18 protein-coding genes are annotated in these 19,501 nt (G+C 72.7%); 12 read left to right on the forward strand and 6 right to left on the reverse strand.

The genetic code is table 11. The annotated features are described in order from the left end of the window. Positions 1–91: 91 nt before the first annotated feature. The gene (locus tag ACFWEE_RS14485) at positions 92–1,147 is read right to left on the reverse strand and encodes an aldo/keto reductase (RefSeq protein WP_386889091.1); all 1,056 of its coding nucleotides are present in this window, start codon (positions 1,145–1,147) and stop codon (positions 92–94) included. A 90-nt stretch (positions 1,148–1,237) separates the two neighbouring features. Then, positions 1,238–2,050, reverse strand: coding sequence for a JmjC domain-containing protein (locus ACFWEE_RS14490; RefSeq protein WP_386889093.1), 813 nt, complete (start codon positions 2,048–2,050; stop codon positions 1,238–1,240). A gap of 460 nt (positions 2,051–2,510) precedes the next feature. On the opposite strand from ACFWEE_RS14490, the gene ACFWEE_RS14495 reads away from it, so the two are divergent. The 9 genes from ACFWEE_RS14495 to ACFWEE_RS14535 all read left to right on the forward strand — a co-directional run bounded on the left by ACFWEE_RS14495 (position 2,511) and on the right by ACFWEE_RS14535 (position 12,219). Beyond that, positions 2,511–2,681 (forward strand): hypothetical protein, encoded by a 171-nt coding sequence (locus ACFWEE_RS14495; RefSeq protein ID WP_386889095.1) that lies wholly within the window; start codon positions 2,511–2,513, stop codon positions 2,679–2,681. 235 nt (positions 2,682–2,916) lie between these two features. Then, positions 2,917–3,921 carry an arginase family protein gene (locus tag ACFWEE_RS14500; protein WP_386889096.1) on the forward strand — a complete coding sequence of 335 codons (1,005 nt, stop codon included), beginning with the start codon at positions 2,917–2,919 and terminating at the stop codon, positions 3,919–3,921. Then, complete coding sequence (locus ACFWEE_RS14505; RefSeq protein ID WP_386889097.1) at positions 3,906–5,234, forward strand: tetratricopeptide repeat protein; 1,329 nt, start codon at positions 3,906–3,908, stop codon at positions 5,232–5,234. The genes ACFWEE_RS14500 and ACFWEE_RS14505 overlap by 16 nt, the downstream gene beginning before the upstream one ends. After that, on the forward strand, positions 5,231–6,604 hold the full coding sequence (locus ACFWEE_RS14510) for an MATE family efflux transporter (protein WP_386889099.1): 1,374 nt from the start codon (positions 5,231–5,233) through the stop codon (positions 6,602–6,604). Before ACFWEE_RS14505 ends, ACFWEE_RS14510 begins: the two co-directional genes overlap by 4 nt. Further along, on the forward strand, positions 6,597–7,799 hold the full coding sequence (locus ACFWEE_RS14515) for a PQQ-binding-like beta-propeller repeat protein (RefSeq protein ID WP_386889101.1): 1,203 nt from the start codon (positions 6,597–6,599) through the stop codon (positions 7,797–7,799). The genes ACFWEE_RS14510 and ACFWEE_RS14515 overlap by 8 nt, the downstream gene beginning before the upstream one ends. Then, complete coding sequence (locus tag ACFWEE_RS14520) at positions 7,796–9,643, forward strand: M3 family metallopeptidase (protein WP_386889103.1); 1,848 nt, start codon at positions 7,796–7,798, stop codon at positions 9,641–9,643. The genes ACFWEE_RS14515 and ACFWEE_RS14520 overlap by 4 nt, the downstream gene beginning before the upstream one ends. Beyond that, positions 9,640–10,302, forward strand: coding sequence for an O-methyltransferase (locus ACFWEE_RS14525; RefSeq protein ID WP_386889105.1), 663 nt, complete (start codon positions 9,640–9,642; stop codon positions 10,300–10,302). The genes ACFWEE_RS14520 and ACFWEE_RS14525 overlap by 4 nt, the downstream gene beginning before the upstream one ends. Beyond that, the gene (locus ACFWEE_RS14530) at positions 10,292–11,089 is read left to right on the forward strand and encodes an SDR family NAD(P)-dependent oxidoreductase (protein WP_386889107.1); all 798 of its coding nucleotides are present in this window, start codon (positions 10,292–10,294) and stop codon (positions 11,087–11,089) included. Before ACFWEE_RS14525 ends, ACFWEE_RS14530 begins: the two co-directional genes overlap by 11 nt. An 89-nt stretch (positions 11,090–11,178) precedes the next feature. After that, a complete protein-coding gene (locus ACFWEE_RS14535; RefSeq protein ID WP_386889109.1) occupies positions 11,179–12,219 on the forward strand; it encodes a hypothetical protein in 1,041 nt (346 codons plus the stop codon). Between the two features lie 33 nt (positions 12,220–12,252). Here the strand turns inward: ACFWEE_RS14535 and rox are convergent, their stop codons facing one another. Both rox and ACFWEE_RS14545 read right to left on the reverse strand, forming a co-directional pair. Then, entirely contained in the window at positions 12,253–13,686 is a 1,434-nt protein-coding gene (gene rox, locus ACFWEE_RS14540) for a rifampin monooxygenase (RefSeq protein WP_386889110.1), read from the reverse strand. A 240-nt stretch (positions 13,687–13,926) separates the two neighbouring features. Continuing rightward, positions 13,927–14,469 (reverse strand): HAD domain-containing protein, encoded by a 543-nt coding sequence (locus ACFWEE_RS14545; protein ID WP_386889111.1) that lies wholly within the window; start codon positions 14,467–14,469, stop codon positions 13,927–13,929. Positions 14,470–14,819: 350 nt separating this feature from the next. Between ACFWEE_RS14545 and ACFWEE_RS14550 the strand changes: the two genes are divergently transcribed. Continuing rightward, positions 14,820–15,962 carry an acyltransferase family protein gene (locus tag ACFWEE_RS14550; protein ID WP_386889112.1) on the forward strand — a complete coding sequence of 381 codons (1,143 nt, stop codon included), beginning with the start codon at positions 14,820–14,822 and terminating at the stop codon, positions 15,960–15,962. 71 nt (positions 15,963–16,033) lie between these two features. Here the strand turns inward: ACFWEE_RS14550 and ACFWEE_RS14555 are convergent, their stop codons facing one another. After that, on the reverse strand, positions 16,034–17,287 hold the full coding sequence (locus ACFWEE_RS14555) for a GNAT family N-acetyltransferase (protein ID WP_386889113.1): 1,254 nt from the start codon (positions 17,285–17,287) through the stop codon (positions 16,034–16,036). A gap of 121 nt (positions 17,288–17,408) precedes the next feature. Between ACFWEE_RS14555 and ACFWEE_RS14560 the strand changes: the two genes are divergently transcribed. Together ACFWEE_RS14560 and ACFWEE_RS14565 are read left to right on the forward strand one after the other, a co-directional pair. Next, complete coding sequence (locus ACFWEE_RS14560) at positions 17,409–17,915, forward strand: TetR/AcrR family transcriptional regulator (RefSeq protein ID WP_386889115.1); 507 nt, start codon at positions 17,409–17,411, stop codon at positions 17,913–17,915. 1 nt (position 17,916) lies between these two features. Then, positions 17,917–18,282, forward strand: a complete 366-nt coding sequence (locus ACFWEE_RS14565) for a hypothetical protein (RefSeq protein WP_386889117.1) — start codon at positions 17,917–17,919, stop codon at positions 18,280–18,282. Positions 18,283–18,473: 191 nt separating this feature from the next. On the opposite strand, the gene ACFWEE_RS14570 is transcribed toward ACFWEE_RS14565, so the two are convergent. Beyond that, a complete protein-coding gene (locus ACFWEE_RS14570) occupies positions 18,474–19,463 on the reverse strand; it encodes an asparaginase (RefSeq protein WP_386889119.1) in 990 nt (329 codons plus the stop codon). Positions 19,464–19,501 lie beyond the last annotated feature (38 nt).

Raw genomic sequence — 19,501 nt, forward strand, 5'->3', positions numbered from 1 at the left:
CGAGAGCTGAGGGACGTATACGCAATGGGCCGACGGCGGTACGTACGGGCTGCCGAGGGCGGTACGCGAGAGCTGAGGGCTGTCCGGCCGGTCAGACGGCGCCTGACGGCAGGTCCTCCCCGTGCACCATCCGCTGGTGTTCCGGAGTGAGGAAGGTGTACGGGTAGCGGGCCGGTTCGGCGCCCGCGCGGTCCAGCCGGGCGGCCTGCTCCGGGGAGAGCTCCAGGTCCGGCGCCGCCAGGTTGTGCAGGAGCTGGTCCAGGGACGAGACGCCGAGGGCGACGGAGGCGAGTCCGGGGCGGGCCAGCAGCCAGGCGAGGGCGATCAGCGCGGGTTCGCTGCCGAGTTCCCGGGACACCTCGTCCAGGCAGCCGAGGACGCGCCGCGCCCGCGCCTGGAACGGGTCGGCGTCGCTCACCCCGAAGGCCTCGGTCAGCCTGCCCTTCCCGGTGAGCCTGCGGGTGGCCGGGTCCACGTGGTAGCGGCCGGTCAGCAGGCCGTCGGCGAGCGGTCCCCAGCTCACCAGGCTGGTGCGGCCGTCGAGCAGGGGGACGGTCTCGTGCTCGGCGGAGCGCTCCAGGAGGTTGTGGTTCATCTGGACCGCGGCCACCGGGGGAAGTCCGCGCCAGCGATGGAGGGCCCGGCACTCCGCCAGGTACCGGCCGGGGACGTTGCTGACGCCGAAGTGGCGGATCTTCCCGGCGGCCACGAGGTCGGCGACGGCCGCGAGGGTCTCCTCCGGGGGCGTCACGCCGTCCCAGAGGTGCAGGTAGTACACGTCGATGTAGTCGGTTCCCAGGCGGCGCAGCGACCGTTCGACCGCTCTGTTCACCGCGTTCCGGGTGTTTCCGCCACTGTGCGGATGCCCCGGTTCGGTGCGGTATCCGGATTTCGTGGCGATGACGACGCGGTCCCGTACGGAACGGCGCCCCAGCGCGCGCCCGAGCCATTTCTCGCTCTCGCCGCCGTTGTACACGTCGGCGGTGTCGAAGAAGTTTATCCCGCCTTCCAGGGCGGCTCCGACGAGAGAATCGGCATCGGTTTCCGACATGGTCCAGTGGGCGCCCCAGCGGGACCCCATGGTGGCGGTCCCCAAACACAGAACGGAAATTTCCAGCCCGCTGTCGCCCAGGAATCGGTATTTCATGTCCGGCCCCTCATCGTGTTCTGCCGGGATGTACCGCAGGGGCGTTTCCGGAATGTTTCCGCCAAGGGTTGCCCCGCGATTCGTGGTGGATCACGACCGCGGCAGCAGCCACTGCTTCTGGAGTTCGTGCACGGCGTCGACGATCTCGTCGTCGGCCATGCGCCCGACGAGGGCCGCGGTGGCGGTCCGGACGGCTTCCACGGCCCGCCGCCGCTCCTCCTCGGAGAGCCCGGAGTGGAAGGCGGGCAGGGGCTGGTGGCCCAGCGCCCGGCCCCGGAGCACCTGGCCGAGGAGCGGCACCACGGCCGCGTGCAGGGAGACCGCCGGGCAGACCAGGGAGAGGCTGAGCGAGGAGGCGCGGGAGACACCGGAGTGCAGCCACAGCAGGGGGATGTAGAGGAGGTCGCCGGGTTCGAGGACGAACTCGGCCCGGTCGTGCGCCGGCAGGTCGTACCCGCCGACACCGGGCAGGTTCATCATCCGGCGGGCGATCTCCGCCTTCGGCAGGTGCGAGGGGGAGGCCAGCGACCACTCCTTGACCCCTTCCTGCTGGAGCACGAAGTTGTCGCTGTGGTCGAAGTGGTCCCCGATGCCGCTGGGGGTGTAGGTGGCGACCGAGTCGAACCAGGTCCCGGGCACTCCGAAGAACCGGCCGAACTCCTCGGCACGCCCGGCGAGATCGGCGTCGAACAGGGAGACCTTCTCGATGAAGGCCACCTCGCCCTCACGCTCCAGGACGGTGTGACCGGCCTCCCGGGCGGCCCCCAGGGCGGCACCGAAGTCCTCGGGCGTCCAGGACCGTCCGAGGAAGTCCGCCGCGCCGCCCCGGACATAGAGGGGCTTCTTCCGCCAGTGCTCGGCGAAGAACACCTCGGGGTCGAACTTCTCCCGCTCGAACTCCACGGCCGCCCTCGCTCTCTCGTCCCGCAGTCCGGGCCCGCACCGAAAGGGCTCGCGCCGGCGGTACGTCACCCACGGACCGGACGTTCCCGGTGCAGATGCCGGGATCCTGGCACGGCATCCGGCTCCGGGCAACGGCTCGGTGTGGAGACACTCTCCCCCCGGACGCGAAAGTGAAACCAGGCGGCGCGGCGCCACGGCGCCCGTAAACGGACGAACCGCCATTTCTCCTCCCAATATTTCCTTCCGCGCTTTCGTCAATTCGAAATCACCGGCCCGAAACGTGCCATTTCAGACATAGGAGTCGAGGGGAATCTTGACACGTTCTCGGGTCGACTGTGAAATGACCCCTGCTCGGCACATCCAGTTCCGCGAGATGCACCGCTCCTGCCTCACAGGGATGTTTATCGTATATTCCCTGCCGGACGGCAGCGGGAATTCCGCACGGTTAAGGAGTGATGTCATGGAGAAGTACTCGTACGAGAAGAAGCCCGCGTTCTTCCGGGCCGCCGTTGCCGCCATGTTCTTCGAGGCCGAGGCCGCGGAGACCAGCGCGGTCGTCGAGAACCTGGGCGCCGATCTGGAGATCGACACCGAGCTCGACGCGATCCTCGAGATGCAGGAGACCCGCTAAGGGATCTCCGGGCGGGAGGAGGCGTCCCGGCCATGCCGGCCGCCTTCTCCCGCCCGTGCCCTCCCGGCCATTGGCTTCCCGCGCGTGCCCTCCCGGCCGTTCCCCGTACGACACACCAGGAGCACGCGGACACCCGGGACACGGACACCCGGGACACGGCCCCGGGACACGGCCCCGGGACACAGGACGCCGGGGACACCGGACGACCGCAGCGCGACCAGAGGTGGGTCAGGCCTTGCCCAGCAACACATCCGTCACCGCTTTCTGCGGCATCCCCCTCGTCTCCGGCGACGGCCTGCCACCGGGCACCGCCGCCGCCGTCCTCGGGGCGGGTTCCTCCCTCGGCAGCGCGCACAGCGGCAGCGAGAACGGCCCCTTCTTCCTGCGGACCCTCTCCAAGGCGCACACCTGGGCCGCCGCCGACCCCGGGGTCTTCACCCTCCGGCACGGCCGCGACGCCCTGGACGGCATCGTCGACGTGGGCGACCTCGACTTCACCGGCATGGAGCTGCCGCAGGCGCTCGACACGATCGCCGACGCCGTACGGGCCCTGCCGGCGGACGTCGCCCCCTGCGTCCTGGGCGGCGACCACTCGATCACCCTGCCCGTGGTCCGTACGCTCGCCGAACGCCGGGCGGACCCCTTCCTGGTGGTCCAGTTCGACCACCACCTCGACCTCCAGATCTGGGAGGGCGCCCCCGGCGACCCCCGGGCGGAACGCGAACCGGTCTTCAACACCAACGTGATGTCGCACGTCTCCGACCTGGTCGGGCCGGGCCGTCTCGTCCAGGTGGGCGTCTCCCCCTTCGCCACGGTGGAGGCCGGGAGCCTGGACGCCATGCGGTCCTACCTCGAAGCGACCGGCCGCCAGCTCTGCCTGACCGACCCCGAGCTCCACGACGCCGCCCTGTTCCGCGCCGCGATCGGGCAGGGCCACGACATCTACCTCAGCCTCGACATCGACGTGCTGCAGCGGGCCGAGATGTCCTCCACCGGCTACCCGGCGGAGATCGGGCTGAGCACCCACACGCTGCTGCGGCTGATCGACCTCGTGCTGGACGGCAACCGGCTGATCGGCTTCGACCTCGTGGAGTTCGCCGCCGACCGGTCCGACCGGTCCGACGCCACCCTCTCCGACGCGGGGCGCGCCACGGCGGTCTTCCTGCACGTACTGAGCTGGATCTCCCGGCAGTCCGGAGAGAAGTCCGAGAAGAGGAGCGAGACGTGCCAGGCCCGCTGACGAACCAGACCGCGGACGAGACCCCGCACAGCCCGCGGAGCCGGGGCGCGGACGGGGCGGCGGACGGCCCCGCCGGGCGCCCTCCCCTGCGGAACACCTTCCAGGAGACGCTCCTCGGCCTGGAGTACACCCCACGCCCCGAGGGCGCCGACCTGTTCTCCCGGGCCTGCGTCGAGCAGTACCAGGAGTACCGGCCCGACCGCTTCGGCTACGTCTTCGCCCAGGTCTTCGAACCCAACACGCTCACCGAGGTGGCGCTCCTCGAAGGCGTCTCCCCGGAGGCGGCGGCCGATCTGAGCCACCGCCCCACCGCCTCCATGACCGCGCTCGCGGAGCACGTCGAGGGCCGCGCCGACCTTCCCGTGGTGACCCTGGTCAACCTGGCCGCCGCGCTGATCAGCGTCTCCCGTTTCGACGCCGCGCGTCTGGTGCTCGCCGACGCGGAGGCCCGCGCCCGCACGCCCGAGGAGGTCTTCGAGACCGCGATGCTGGCGTTCGTGGTGGCCAACCGCCGTGACGACGGCGCCGGTTCGCCCCCCGCCTTCGCCCGGATGCGGCAGGCCGTGGAGACCGGGCGGCTCGTCCCGCACCGCGCCCTGGACGCCTGCGCCCAGGCGGTCGTCTGGTACCTCAAGCGCCAGGAGCTCCCCGAGGCCGACTACCGGTGGTTCCTGAACACCGGCCTGGAACTCGTCCGCGACCACCCGGACATGCCCTCCGGCGGCGTCTCCTCCTGGTACCGCGCGCTGGCCATGCTCCCCGCCGCCGAGGGCGACGCCGCCGCCACCCGGCGGTACATGGAGAGCGCCCGGGAGGCCGCCGACGAGACGTACACCCGCAGCCCCCGCGCCTACGAACTCCACCTGCTCAAGACGTACTACGAGTCCTCCGTCAAGGAGCACATGTACGTCACCCGCGACCTCGACCGGGCCGTCGAGGCCGGGCGCGCGCTGATCGCCCTCGACCCCGTCTGGTCGCCCAGTTACGGCGAACTCGGCGACGTCATGGCACGGTTCGGCAAGCCCGAGGCCGCCGCCCGGCTGTACGAGAAGGCCGTCTCCCTCGGCGCCCCCTACTACGGCCACCACCTGCTCCGGGCCGCCCGGATGCGGGAGAAGGCCACCCAGTCCGAGCAGGCCCTGGGCCACTACGAGGCGCTGGCCCGGCTGGCCCCGGACAGCGCGCCGCTCCTGGAGGACGGCCTGCGCCTGGCCCGCTCCGTCGGGCACGGCTCGCGCGCGTACTTCGAGGACGCCCTCGCCCGGCTGCGGGAACAGCCGTCACCGGCGGCCCCGGGGGAGTCCGGCCGGTGACGAGGCACACGGAACTGACCACCCGGAACTTCGCGAGCTACGCCTGGGTGGTCCTGCTGATCAGCTGCGTCACCGTGGGCTTCGGGGCCGTCGACCTGCTGATGGTGACCCCCAAGGGGCTGCTGGACGTGGCCGCCGTCGGGCAGGGCGAGCTGATCGTCTCCGGCGTCTTCGCCTTCTTCATCGGCGTCGTGGACACCTTCACCTCCCGGCTGGCCGTCGCCGAGGGCGAGAACGCCCGCGCCCGCCGCCTGCCGGTGCTGGTCCGGGCGCTGCTGCCGCTGCTCGGCCTCTGCCAGGTGCTCGGCCTGCTGACGGGCGCGGGCGTGGAACCGTTCCTCCGGCTCACCGGGCAGCAGCCCGAACTGGTGCCGCTGGTCGGCGACTACGTGCAGGTCAGGGCCTGGAGCACCGCGGCCGTCCTGGCGTACATCGTCATCGGCGAGACGCTGAAGATCTGCGGCATGAAGAACGCGTCGTTCCTGATCCTCGGCGCGGGCCTCGGCGTGAACGTCCTGCTCGACTGGGTCTTCCTGTACACCGGCGCCGCCTCCCTGTTCGCCTCACCGGCCGCCGCGGTGTCGGCCGCCACCGTCGGCGCGCAGTCCCTGATGGCCTGCGCCGGTCTCGGGTACTTCCTGCGGCAGAACCGGCGCCCGGGCCCGGCGGCGGGCGCGCCCGCGGCGGCCCGGCCCGAACGGGGCGAGGTGCTCGCCGAGTTCCGCTCGATGCTGCGCACCGCCCCCGGTGTCGGGGCCCGCCATCTCAACGACTACGCGGGCGCGATCGTACCGAGCCTGTTCATCGGGACGCTCGGCGTCCAGGCGGTCGCCGCCGCCGGGGTGGCGACGAAGATCTACACCCTGTTCTGCCGGGTCCCGCAGGCCTGTGCGGCCGGTGCCTTCACCTTCTACGGGTACACCGTCGGATCCCGGGAGACCCCGCTGCCCGCGGTCGCCCGCCGCCTGCTGGTGTACACGGCGGTCCCGACGGCCGTCACGGCCGGCGTGCTGCTGCTGTTCGGACCGCAGACCGTCGGCGCCTTCGCGAGCGCCGGGATGGACCAGGGCCTCGCCCGCGACCTGCTGCTGGCCTTCCTGCTGCCCCTCCCCGTCTACGTGCTCTCCGCGGTCCACGGCGAGATGCTGACGGTCCACCAGCGCGGTGGCCTGCTCTTCGGCGCCTCCACCCTCACCACGTACCTGCTGACCATCCCGCTGGCCTGGTACGCGGTGTTCGTCCTGGACTCCCCGTTCCTCGCGATCGCCTGCAACGGGGTGTCGACGGCGGTCCTGGCGTTCGTCTTCCACCGCGCCCTGCGCAAGGACCACTGGGCGGCGGCCTCCTCCCCGGAGCTCGCCCATGCCTAGCGCCACGGTCTCCCCCGCGCCCGCGGCCTTCCGCCACGACCCGGTCAAGAACGTCCTGCCCGCCGCGGTCGCCGCCCGCCGCTGGGACCGCGAGCCGGTCGTGGCCGGGTACCGCATGCTGACCTACCGCAACCGCGCCCTGGACCGCACCGTCCCGGTCTCCGTCAGCGCCACCCCGGCGCTGATCGCGGGCGTCGGCCCGGTGGTCGCGAGCGACGACGGGCACGTACGCCTGTACTCCCGCGACCTGTCGAAGGTGTACTGGGAACGCCGCATGGACAGCGGGGTCTACGCCTCCGTGGTGCTCGCCCCCGCCGGCCGGCACGTGGTGGTCGCCGCCACCAGCGGTCTGATCGCCTGCTTCGACCTGCGCGGCGGCCTGGTGTGGTCGGTGAAGCTGGACACCCCCGTCTTCGCCACCCCCACCCTGCTGCCCGGCTCCGGCGTCCTGGTCGTCAGCTCCTTCCGCAGCCGCTGCACCGGACTGGACGTCCGCACCGGTGCCGTCGTCTTCGAACGCGCCCTGCCGGAGCCCTGGCACGCCGCGCACGGCGGCTCGGCCTCCTACCGCGACCCTTACGCCGGGCCGGTCGGCACCGCCGAGGGCACCGCGGTCGTCGCCTGCGCCGAGCACGTCCTGTGCCTGGCGCCCGACGGCACCGAACTGTGGCGCACCGAGGCCGGCGCCTCGGTCCGCGCCACCCCCGCCGCCCTGCACGCCACCGGCGAGGTCGCCGTGTGCGCGGTGGACGGCCGCTGCCTCTTCCTCGACGCCCGCACCGGCGCGGTACGGGGTGAACTCGCCCTGGACGCCAAGATCACCGGCAGTCCGGCGGTCTCCGGCGGCGTCCTCGCGATCGGCACCCAGCTCGACGCCACCACCGGCGTCGACATCCGCACCCGCGCCCCGCTGTGGACCGCCCCGCAGGGTGCCCCCCGCTCGTACACCTCGCTCACCGTGCTGCCCGACGGCGGCTTCGCCGCCACCGGCGAACGCGGCAACGTGGTGTGCCTGGGCGCCGCCGACGGCCGGTTCCGCTGGGAGAGCAGCCAGGTGCTCGGCCTCCCCGACCACGAGACGCCGATGGACGTCACCCCGGTCGCCGGCGGCGACGGCGACATGTACTGCGCCTCCTACACCGGCGTCCTCTACCGCTTCCTCTTCCGTCCCCTCCCAGGAGAGACCGCCCCATGAGCACCGAGACCGAGCAGTCCCTCCCCGCCACCGGAGCGGCGGAGCACCGGGTCCCCGCGCCGCGCGACGGGGTGATCGAGATGGAGGAGTCGCTGGCGGGCATGCGCGCCCGCCTCGCGGCCGTCCTGGACGGCCCCCCGCTCACCCAGGACACCCTGGTCGAGATCATGTCGATCTACAACAACGTGGCGTACGTCTTCCTCTACCTTGAGGCCGTCGACGACCACGAGAACCTCGAACGCCTCCGCCCCTGGCGCACCGAGTTCTACGAGAACGCCGGGCTCGACGACGAGATCCTCGCCCGGCTGCTCGCCCTGGACTGCGCCGACCCCGAGGTGGAGGCGGCCCGGCTGGAGTACATCGACCAGCTCCGCAAGTCCCGCGTCCACGATCCGGAGGGCCCCCGGCGCCTGGACGCCCTGCTCACCGAGGCCAAGGCACTGACGGACCTGGCCCAGCAGGACCAGAAGAGCCTGCTGGAGCGGCTGGGCGTGCCGGTGGGCGGTGCCCGCCCCCAGGTCGTCTTCTACAAGCTGATGGGCAACACCGCCAACCCGGCCACCCGGGCCAAACTGGCCCGCGCCTGGCGTGGTGCCCGCGCCCCGCACGTGGACGAACTGGCCGGTGTCGTGGACCGCATGATCACGGAGCGCCGGGCGCAGGCCGCCGCCGCGGGCCTGCCCGGTGTGCTGGCCCGCACCATGGAACGCTGCAAGGCCGACGAGGACACCGTCGAGACCGTGATCCGTACGTTCCTCTCCGGCGCGCTCACCGCCACCGAGGAGCTGGAGCGGGAGATCCGGGAAGTGACCGGGGCGGCGGAAGGACGGCCGCTGGACCACTTCGAGTACGCCGTCCAGCAGCTCTCCAAGGACGCCCGCATCCCCTCCTTCGACCTGGAGGAGTGCCTGGCGTACATCTTCCGCGTCGCCCGCAGCGTCTTCGGCCTGACCTTCACCCGCACCGATTCCGCCGCGCCCGGCCTGTCCGGCACCGACCTGACCGCCACCGACCTGATCGCGGTGGACGTGGCGGCGGACGGCGTCCCCGTCGGCGGCATCAAGTTCGACCTGTGGGACCTGGCCCGCAAATCGGTGCGCGCCAACCACACCCGGGGCATCCGCAACCGGACCGACTGGAGCGACATCCGGCAGCTGCCCGTCGCGTACGTCTCCTGCCGCTTCCGGACCGACGACCGGGGCTCCGGCCGGATCACCTTCCAGAACGTGCACAGTCTCTTCCACGAGTTCGGACACGCCGTCAACCATCTGCTGGTGCGGAAGCGGACCTCGTACCAGTCGGGGCTGGAGTACCTTCCGCCGGAGCGGCTGGAGTGCCTTTCCATGTGGTTCGAGAAGTGGGTGCACCACCCGTCCTTCGCCGCGTCCGTCACCCTCCCCGAGGGCGGTGCGGCGGAGCTGGACCGCTGCCGCCTGCTGGCCGCCGCCGAGTACCGGCGGACCTACGTGGAGCGCGCCGTGACCGCCTGGCTCGACCTCGACGTGCACCGCGGCACCGAGGGCGGGCTGCGGGACTCGTACCGGCGGCTGGACGAGGAGTTCGGCGTCTCCCGGTACGTGCCCTTCGACGACATCGTGGAGTACTTCACCTGGCCGATGTACATGGCCCACCCCGGCGCCAACTTCAGCTACCTGTGGGGCTCCGCCGACAGCTGCGAGAAGTTCCTCGCCTTCCGCGACCTCACCCTGGACGAGATCGCCGGACGCCCCGGGCTGCGCGCGCTGTTCGGGCCCTGCTTCGACTTCGACGAGCCCTCCGACCCGCCCGCCGCCGGGTCCGTCTTCACCTTCTTCGGCGACGCCCGGCTGGAGGCGATCGCATGACCGCCACCGCCACGCGCGGCTACATGCGCGCCGTCCTGGGCGACCGCGACGAGGCGCTGGAGCGGGTGCTGCGCCGCTCGCTCCTGGAGCGCGGCATGCCGACGATCATGATCGACGACAACGCCGGACGCTTCCTCCAGCTGCTGACCCGGCTGCACCGTCCCCGCCACGTGGTCGAGATCGGCACCCTCTTCGGCTACTCCGCCATCCACATCGCCCGCGGTCTGCCGCCCGGCGGACGCCTGACCACCCTGGAGATCGACCCGGCGGCGGCCGAACTGGCCCGCGAGAACTTCGAGATCGCCGGGGTCGCCGACCGGATCGAGGTACTGGTCGGCGACGCCGCCGAGCACTTGGCGCGGATGGAGCGCGCGAGCGTCGGCATGCTCTTCGTGGACGGGGACAAGAAGTCGTACCCGGCCTATCTCAAGCTGGGCTTCCCGCTGGTGGAGCCCGGCGGTCTCCTGATCGCCGACGACGCCTTCGCCCACGGCGACTTCGGCGCGGAGAGCGATCCGGACGCCGCTCCGGACCGGGAGGCGCGGGCCATCCGCACGTACGCCGGGGCGGTCGGGCGCAGCCCCCTGCTGTTCTCCACGTTCGTGGCGACGGAGGCGGGTCTGCTGGTGAGCCGGAAGAAGCACCCCGATGACCGCTGACGACACCACGTACGACGCGCCGGGGCACGGCGCTCCCGGGCGCGCCCTGGTGACCGGCGCCAGCCACGGGCTGGGGCTCGACACGGCCCGCCGGCTCGCCGCCGAGGGCTGGTCGGTGACGGGCGTGGGGCGGCGTCCGGCCACGGCCGTGGAGCGGCCGGTGCCGTTCGCCTACCTGCCCGCCGATCTGTCGCTGCCCGAGACGTACCCGGAGGTCGCCGCGGCGGCGGACGGCGGCTGGGACCTGGTGGTGCACAGTGCGGTGCACTACGCCGACTTCCACGACCGGCCCCTGCTCGGATTCGCGGACACCGAGGAGATGCTGCGGGTCAACGCCCTGGCCCCGTACCACCTCACCCGGGAGATCCTGGACCGGCAGCCGGCCGAACGGTTCTGCTCCGTGGTCGTGGTGAACTCCGAGGCGATGTACCACGCGGACCGCCACTCGGCCCCCTACGCGGCGAGCAAGGCCGCGCTCCGGCTGCTGACCGCGGGCTTGGCCGATGCCTGCCGGGGGCGGCAGGCGGCGGTGTCCACCCTGGTCCTGGGGCCGCTGGACGACGCGCGCAAACGCGCCGACCTACGGGCGATCGCCGAGAAGCTGGGCGCCCGGGAGGAGGAGGTCACCCGGAAGTTCCTCAAGCGGTCCAACCCGGACCTGGTGATCGAGGAACTGATCGACTACGCGTCCTGTTTCCACACCATCCGCCATCTGCGGAGCCTCGGCCGCCTGGCCAACGGCACGGTGTGCCGTCTGGACGGAGGCTCGGCGGGCTCCCTCATCTGAGGTGCGTACGGGACGTACGCTGCGGTGGGGGAAGGCCGCCGGTGCCACCGCGGCCACCGTCCCCGCACACACCACCAGGGGGTCGAACCGTGAAGGCCGGGCAGGCGCGTTCCGCCGCGAGCGACTGGGTCCACCGGTACGCCCGGTCCCAACCGGGCTACCGGGGCGCCTACTTCAGCGGCTCCACCGTCGGCCTGCCGGACGGGACCGAGCTGCCGCCCACCTCCGACGTCGACGTCCACATCGCCACCACCGCGGACAGCCACCCGGTCCGGGCGGGCAAACTCCGCCACCAGGGCGCCCTGTTGGAGATCAGTTACGTCCCCTGGGCCGAACTGGCCTCCGCACAGGCGGTGCTCGGCTCCTACCATCTCGCGGGCTGTTTCCGCACCGACACCCTCATCGACGACCCCACCGGCCGGCTGCGCGCGCTCCTGACGGAGGTCGCGCCGCGCTACGCCACCGCCCCCTGGGTGCGCCGCCGGTGCGAGGACGCCCGCCGCCGGGTGGAGACCCGGCTCGCCGCGATCGACGTCTCGGCGCCCTTCCACGAGCAGGTGCTGGGGTGGCTGTTCCCCACCGGCGTGACCTGCCACGTGCTGCTCGCCGCCGCGCTGCGCAACCCCACCGTCCGGCTGCGCTACCCGGCCGCACGCGCGGTTCTCGCCGACTACGGGCACCCCGGCGTCTACCCGGAGCTCCTCGGGCTCCTCGGCTGCGCGGACCTGCCCGCCGAGCGGGTCCAGCACCATCTGGACGCGCTCGCCGTGACCTTCGACGCCACCGCGCGGGTGGCCAGGACCCCCTTCTTCTTCAGCAGCGACCTCACGCCCGGGGCCCGGCCGATCGCCGTCGACGGGAGCCAGGCCCTCGTCGACGCGGGCGACCACCGCGAGGCGGTGTTCTGGATCGTCGCCACCTTCGCCCGCTGCCACACCGTGCTGGCCGCCGACGCGCCTCGGCTGGCCGACGCCCACCGCCCCGCGTTCCGGGAGGCCGTCGCCGACCTCCTCGGCATCACGTCCGGCGACGACCTCGTGCGGCGGGCGGCCGGGACCGTCCGCCACCTGCCCCGTCTCTGGCACACCGCCGAGGCCGTCATGGCCGCCAACCCGGAGATCACCGGCTGAGCCGGCGGGCCCCCGGCCGGCCCGGCCCCGCCCTCAGCCCGCGACGGCGGCCGTCCCGAACCACCGGCCCAGCCGCTCGTCCAGCTCCCGCTGGTCGTCGCCGGCCCAGACCACGTGACCGTCCGGGCGCACCAGCACGGCGGGCACGTCGAGTTCGTCGCTGCCGTCGACGACGTGGTCGACGCGGTCCGCCCAGCCGTCGGCCGAGAGCCGGCCGGTCCGGTCGAGCAGCAGCCCGCGCCCGGCGTGCGTCAGGGAGTACAGCCGGCCCTGCTTCAGGCTCACGTCACGGATCCGCTTGCCGAGGAGGGCGTGGCCCTCGCCGACGTCGTAGCGGACGCCGATCGCGGTGATCTTCTCGATCAGGCGGTGGTTCACCTCGTCGATGTCCATCAGCTCCGAGAGCAGCCGGCGCACCGCCACGGGGCCGGGTTCGGTGGACAACAGGAGCATCTGCGCACGGGTGTTGTCGAGCACTTCGGCGGCGACCGGGTGCCGCTCGGAGTGGTAACTGTCCAACAGCCCCTCCGGCGCCCACCCGTTGACCTCGGCGGCAAGTTTCCAGCCGAGGTTGAACGCGTCCTGGATGCCGAGGTTCAGCCCCTGCCCGCCGGTCGGCGGGTGGATGTGCGCCGCGTCACCGGCCAACAGCACCCGGCCGGTCCGGTACCGCTCGGCGAGGCGCGTCGCGTCGCCGAAACGGGAGAGCCAGCGCGCCGAGTGCGCGCCGAAGTCGGTGCCCGCGTAGTGCCGGAGTCGCTGCTTGAACTCCTCCAGGGTGGGCCCGGCCGTACGGTCCTCGGCGACGCCCTCGGCGGGCACGATGACACGGAACGCCCCGTCGCCCAGCGGCATCAGCCCGAACCGGAGCTGCGTCTTGCGGACTTCGGCGACCACCCGGCCGACCTCCTCCGCGGAGTCCGTCAGCTCCAGCTCCCCCAGAAGGGTTTCCACCCGGGCGGGTTCGCCGGGGAAGCCGGTCCCGAGCAGCTTGCGCACGACGCTGCGGCCACCGTCGCAGCCCACGAGCCAGCGCGAGCGCAGCCGGGTGCCGTCGGCGAGCCGGGCGGTCACCCCCTGGTCGTCCTGGCTCAGTGCGACCAGCTCCCGGCCCCGCCGGATCTCGGCGCCCAGCTCGACGGCGCGCTCGGCCAGCAGGTGTTCGGTGGTGGCCTGCGGAATGGCGAGTACGTACGAGTGCGCGGTGTCCAGGTGCTCGGGCCAGACCTTGCCGAGCCCGGCGAAGAACCCGCCGGAGGTGACCTGCTTGCCGAGCCGCAGGAACCGCTCCAGCAGTCCGCGCTGGTCCATCACCTCGACGCTGCGGGCGTGCAGGCCCTGTGCACGGGACTGCGTGGTCGGCTCCGTCTCCTTCTCCAGCACCACCACCCCGACCCCGTGCAGCCGCAGCTCGGCGGCCAGCATCAGCCCGGTCGGTCCGCCGCCGACCACGATCACGTCCGTCATGAACACCCCAATGAGCGAGAAAGCGCGATGCCGGTCCCCCGGCCGGGCCACCGCCGTCCGGGCACGCGGGCACACGGGCACGGGCACGGCCCGGGAGCGGTGGAAGAGGCGATTGTGCGGGACACCGGGGGCCTTGCCGCAAGCCCCCCGGTGCGCTATATCTTGAGAGTGGCGGGAAGAGTCTCCTCTTCCTGCCTTCGCTGTTTCCGCAGGCGGGAAGCCATCTCCGGCAGCACGGACTCAGCCGCGGGTGGCGTCACCGAGCGCCCGTACCCACTCCGCCAGCACCGTGAAGTCCGCGTCGGTCAGGCCGAGTCGGGGCTCGACGCGGTGGAGGAGCCGGTGCCCCCGGCAGTGGTCCGCGACCCAGCGCCGGTCGATGTCGGTGATCTCGTCGTCCACCCAGACGAAGGGGCGCCCGGCCGCCAGCTCCACGAGGGTGCGGGTCTTCCAGTGGAGGCCGCCCCGTTCGTCCGCCGCGTCCACGTCCTCCGGCCAGTCCACGACGGGCAGTTGCGGCAGCCCGAGCCAGGGCGCCAGGACGAGGTTCGCGTCCGCCATCCAGGTCGTGGCCCACACCAGCTCGCAGTCCAGCGCGAGGAGGCGTGGCCCGAGGGCGGGGTTGATCCGGGCCAGCAGCGGGTTGCCCCGGTCCTCCGGCCGCCCGGTGGCCGAGCGATACACCGGGTACCCGCCGGGGAGCTCGCGCGCCGTCGCCCCGAAGGGGATGAGGGGGCCGTCGACGTCGAGGAAGAGCAGGGGGCGGGGCTCCGGACCGTTCACGCCCGCACGATAACCGCCCGGACGCGCGGGCGGCCCGAGGCCGCGTCCGACGACGCGCGTCGGATCGGCCACCGCCCCCGCCGCCGACGCCACGTGAACATCCGGCCAACACTGCGGAACGCCCGGACGGGCGGCGAGGGAAACATGTCACCCCCAGCGCATTTGTTCCCATCCGTTCGATGAGCCGGTCGTAGCCTGGCCCGACCGGTGGCCGCTCCGCCCCGGAGTTCCCTGATGAGGATGGTCAGATACGCATGCGCGGCGCGGACGGCGGTTTGTCGATACCCCTACGGCAGCGGGTCACGGGCAGGTTGCAGGAACCCCTCCCCCCGCTCGCCGGGATCGAGGCGGTGTCCGCCACGGGTACCGGGCTCCCCGGGCAGGCCGCCCAAGCGACGGGCGGCAAGCACGCGGCCACCCCCGCCCGGTCCGGGCGCCGCCTCTACGCCATCGACGGGATCCGGCTGGCCGCCGCGCTGATGGTGGCCGTCCACCACTACGCCGGTACCGCCAGGGCCGACCGGCCGGGGAACCTCATCTGGGGCCGCCCGGCGTCCGAGCTGATGCCGACGGTGTTCCGGTTCGCCTCGTACGGCTGGATCGGCGTCGAGATCTTCTTCGTGATCAGCGGGTTCGTGATCTGCATGTCCTGCTGGGGCAGGACCCCCAAGGACTTCTTCGTCTCGCGGGTGATCCGGCTCTACCCGGCGTACTGGATCGCCATCGTCCTCACCACCGGGTTCCTGGCCGCCGTGCCGGGGGTCTGGGACCGGCTGAAGCTGCGCGAGGTGCTGATCAACTTCACCATGCTGCAGTCCGGTTCGGGGGTCCCGAACGTCGACGGCGTCTACTGGACCCTCTGGTCGGAGCTCCGCTTCTACCTGCTCTTCCTGATCGTCGTCGCCTCCGGGCTGACGTACCGCAAGGTCGTGGTGTTCTGCTGCGTGTGGGGCGCCGTCGCCATGCTGGCACCGGTCTCCCACTTCCCGCTGCTCGTCCTCGTCGCCCAGCCCGAGGGCGCCTGGTACTTCATCGCCGGGCTCGCGCTCTACCTGATGCACCGGTTCGGCCAGGACCTGCTGCTCTGGGGCATCCTCGGCATGGCATGGATGATGGGCCAGCTGGAGCTCGGGCACCGCATCGACATGGTCGAGCACGTCTCCAGCTGGCGCGGCAGCGTGGTCGTCTTCACCGCGTTCCTGCTGCTCATGGTGGGCATCTCGCTCGGCCTGACCGACCGCGTCCGCTGGAAGTGGCTGGTCACCGCCGGGACGATGACGTACCCGCTCTACCTGACGCACTACGCGATCGGGACCACGCTGATCAACCGGCTGCGGGACACCATGGACCCCCGGCTGCTGCTCCTCGCCGTCCTCGCGGGCTTCCTCGTCCTGGCCTGGGTGATCCACCGCTTCGTGGAACGCCCGCTCGCGCGCCTGCTGAAGCAGGGGCTCAACTCCGCCTTCGTCCGGCTGCGCACCGCCCGGGACTGAGCGTGTCGCGGAAGGGGCGCCGTCCGCCCGGAAGGCGGGGCTTTCACGGCACGACCTGACCGGCGGCCGGTTCAGAACATGTCCGGGCACCACGGCCGGCGGGCCGTCCGGAACGCACCGCCGGCCAGCGCCGCCGCGCCCGGCCGGTTCTCCTCGATCCGCCCCAGGGCCACCAGCCGCTCCACCGACTCGTCACCGAGGAACACGGAGGCCAAGTCCCGCACGTCCAGGGTCAGATCGGCGCTCCGGGTGTCCGGTGCGCACACCGCGCCCTCCGGCGAGGCGTCCAGGCGGAAGACGCCCCCGGCGAGCCCGGCGGGGTCGCGGACGTCGAGGACGAGCGAGGCCTCCTGCCCGTACGTACGCGACGCGAGCAGCCGCGCGGTGTCGAGCACCCGCAGCCAGAGCCAGTCGGCGTGCGTGACCACCCGGGCCGCGCGCGGGTCGGGCAGCAGCAGCGGGAGCAGGTCGTCGGGGGCGCGGTAGCCGGTGCGGACCGTGGTGATCCAGTCGATCGAGCAGACGAACCGCCACAGGGCACGCTCGGCCGCCGGGCCGGCCGCGATCAGCTGGCTCACGATCGCGCTGTCCCGGGGCTGCTTGCGGTCGTCCCAGTTGTCGTCGGTGCGGTACGTGACCAGGCCCTCGGGCACGCCGGAAGCGGAGCGGTACAGGGCGTAGAAGGGCTCGGTCCACTTGTCGAGCGGCGGTACGCCGATGCCCGCGTGCCGGTCCCACCAGCCCTCCGGGCGGTCGACGACCCCGTGCTGCCGGGCGGCCAGCCGGGCGTGGATCGCTCCGCCCAGCTTCCGTACGTCCTCCCCGTCAACGAGGTCGATCCGGCCGCCGTCCAGCACGGCGTCGAGCGGCTCGTGGGGATTGAGCCCCGAGCGGGTGAGGTCCACCTCCCACTCCGTGAGCGAGGTGGCGGGGCCGAAGCCGAAGCGCCCGTAGATCGGGTACTCGGCCGCGATGAGGGTGGCGGCGACCTCGCCGCGCTCCTTCGCCGCCGCGAGGTCCGTCGCCATCATCCGGCTCAGCACCCCCCGCCTGCGGTGGGTCGGCGCGACCGTCACCGCGGTGACCGCGTCCACCGCGACCCGCGAGCCGCCGGGCACCGTCAGCTCCTGGGCGAACGACCGGAAGGTCGCCACGCACCGCCCGTCGTCGAACGCGCCCTGCAGCCGGGAGATGTCGGTGCGCGCCAGCCGCATGGCCGCCTCGGATTCGAGGCCCTCCGTCGAGGACTGCAGGAACCCCCGCCGGACGGCCATCAGCCATGCGGGGAACTCGGTCTCGGTGATCACGCGTATGTCCAGGCCCATACCGCAACGCTAGGCGGCGGGCTCCCCCGTGTCGCCCTCATTTACCCCCTGTCCACGGCCCGCACCCGTTTGAGAACACTCGTTCTTGACCGAGCGTTCTTTTATTCCTACACTCCTGGCCATGGGACGACCTCGCGCTTTCGACACCGACCTGGCCGTCAGTACGTCGGCCGCCCTCTTCGCCGCCCACGGCTTCGAGGGCACCTCGGTGGACGACCTGGTCACGGCCACCGGCATCCACCGAGGCAGCCTCTACAAGGTCTTCGGATCCAAGCGGGGCCTGCACCTGACCGTGCTGCGCAACCACCTCGACCACGAGATCCACCCGGCCACCGCCGCGCTCGCCACCGTCACCGACCCGGCACGGGCGCTGTCGACGGCGATCGCCTCCTTCGACAGCGGCCCGGCCGCCGGACTCCTGGTCCTCGCCGCCGCCGAACGCGCCCCGCTCGACCCGGAGGTCGCCACCCTCGTCGCGGAGGGCATCACCGCACTGGAGGAAGCCCTGCGCCCCTCGCACGGCGACGACGCTCCGCACACCGCCTCCACCGTCCTCGGTGCCCGGCTGCGCCTGCGCGCCCGGCCCGCCACCCCCGGCGCACAGCCCGCCACCTCCAAGGAGCACTGACATGGCCCTGATCTCCGTCGATCGCGAAGGCGGCCTGATGACCGTCGAAATCCAGGGTTTCGACAAGCTCTGGAGCCTCAAGAGCCGTCTGGAGATCCCTCTGGCCCATGTCCGGGGCGCCACCCACGACCCCGGGATCGCCCGCGAGGGGAAGGGCATCAGGGTCGGCGGCACCTACCTCCCGGGGGTCATCACCGCGGGCCGGTTCCTCCGCCACGGCGAACGCCTCTTCTGGGACGTGAAGAACCCGGAGAAGGCGGTCGTCATCGAACTCGCCGACGCCGAGACCTACGACCGCCTCGTCATCGAGGTGGAGGACCCCCGGGCCACCGTGGCCCTCATCGAGCGGTCCGTCGCCCGCGACTGACGCGCGCCGCTCCCCCCGCTCACGGTGCCGGGCCGACCACGCCGGAGGCCGGGCAGGCGGAACGTTTCCGCAGCCCGGCCTCCGTCGCCTGCCGCCGTCACCCGACCCCAGGCCCCAAACTCCAGGCCCCCAGGCCCCCAGTCCCCCAGACCCCCAGACCCCCAGGCCCCGGCCCCGGCCCCGGCCCCAGGTCAGAACGCCGCCCGCACCTCGCCGACCTGCGCCGCGCCGCCCGTCAGCGGCGCCCGGCCGACCCGGGCGACGACCGGGGCGTCCACGCCGAGGAGTTCCAGGGCGCGGGCCAGCACCGGGCCGAGCGCCCGGGTGGAGCCGTCCTCGATCTTGAAGGCCAGCGCACGGCCGTCCGGCAGCGCCAGCGCCTGTACCGCCTCGGCGCCCATCTTCGAGAGGGTTCCCGGCAGTTCGCGCATCAGCCAGGTGTCCGGCCGCCGGGTGCCCGCCACGTACTCCGGGTGGGCGCGCATCGCGTCCGCGACCCGCCGCTCCGCCGTACCGGGCTCCGCCAGGACGAAGGAGCGGAACGCCCGCGCCAGCCCGGTCAGCCCGATCGCCATCAGCGGCGCGCCGCAGCCGTCCGTGCCGACCGCGGCGACCGGTTCGCCCGCCGCCTCCTCGATCACCTGGTGCACCAGGCGCTGGAGCGGGTGCGCCGGGTCGAGGTAGCTCGCGGTGTCCCAGCCGTTGAGGGCGCAGACCGCGAGCATCGCCGCGTGCTTGCCCGAGCAGTTCATGGTGATCGGCTCACGGACCCGCCCGGAAGCGAGGTACGCCTCCGCCTCCACCGGGTCCAGCGGCAGGTCGGGCGGGGTCTGGAGATCGGCGGGGCTCAGCCCGTGCTCGGCCAGCATCGTCGCGACGAGCGCGAGGTGGAAGTCCTCCCCGGAGTGGCTCGCGGCGGCGAGCGCCAGCCGCTCGCCGGACAGGTCGAGACCGGCCCGCAGGATCGCGGCGGCCTGCATCGGCTTGTTCGACGAGCGGGGGAAGACGGGCGCCGACGGGTCGCCGAGCGCGTACTCCACACTGCCGTCCGCCGCCAGCAGCACCAGGGAGCCCCGGTGGCGGCCCTCCAGGAACCCGGACCGCACGACCTCCGCGAGCACCGGGCGGACGTCCGGCGTACCGGGGCCGGAGGGGGAGGCGAGGGCGTCGTTGCTGGTCATGAGGGCCTTCCGGGGGCTGGACCCGCTCCCGGAAGGAT

Source organism: Streptomyces sp. NPDC060184 (genome assembly GCF_042728795.1).
Classification (GTDB): Bacteria; Actinomycetota; Actinomycetes; order Streptomycetales; family Streptomycetaceae; genus Streptomyces.

Excerpts from the sequence above, each read along its gene's own strand:
- ACFWEE_RS14555 (WP_386889113.1), bottom strand. The coding sequence starts at position 17,287 with ATGGGCCTGGACATACGCGTGATCACCGAGACCGAGTTCCCCGCATGG.
- ACFWEE_RS14495 (WP_386889095.1), top strand. The coding sequence starts at position 2,511 with ATGGAGAAGTACTCGTACGAGAAGAAGCCCGCGTTCTTCCGGGCCGCC.
- ACFWEE_RS14565 (WP_386889117.1), top strand. The coding sequence starts at position 17,917 with ATGGCCCTGATCTCCGTCGATCGCGAAGGCGGCCTGATGACCGTCGAA.
- ACFWEE_RS14560 (WP_386889115.1), top strand. The coding sequence starts at position 17,409 with ATGGGACGACCTCGCGCTTTCGACACCGACCTGGCCGTCAGTACGTCG.
- ACFWEE_RS14530 (WP_386889107.1), top strand. The coding sequence starts at position 10,292 with ATGACCGCTGACGACACCACGTACGACGCGCCGGGGCACGGCGCTCCC.
- ACFWEE_RS14515 (WP_386889101.1), top strand. The coding sequence starts at position 6,597 with ATGCCTAGCGCCACGGTCTCCCCCGCGCCCGCGGCCTTCCGCCACGAC.
- ACFWEE_RS14485 (WP_386889091.1), bottom strand. The coding sequence starts at position 1,147 with ATGAAATACCGATTCCTGGGCGACAGCGGGCTGGAAATTTCCGTTCTG.
- rox (WP_386889110.1), bottom strand. The coding sequence starts at position 13,686 with ATGACGGACGTGATCGTGGTCGGCGGCGGACCGACCGGGCTGATGCTG.
- ACFWEE_RS14570 (WP_386889119.1), bottom strand. The coding sequence starts at position 19,463 with ATGACCAGCAACGACGCCCTCGCCTCCCCCTCCGGCCCCGGTACGCCG.
- ACFWEE_RS14520 (WP_386889103.1), top strand. The coding sequence starts at position 7,796 with ATGAGCACCGAGACCGAGCAGTCCCTCCCCGCCACCGGAGCGGCGGAG.
- ACFWEE_RS14525 (WP_386889105.1), top strand. The coding sequence starts at position 9,640 with ATGACCGCCACCGCCACGCGCGGCTACATGCGCGCCGTCCTGGGCGAC.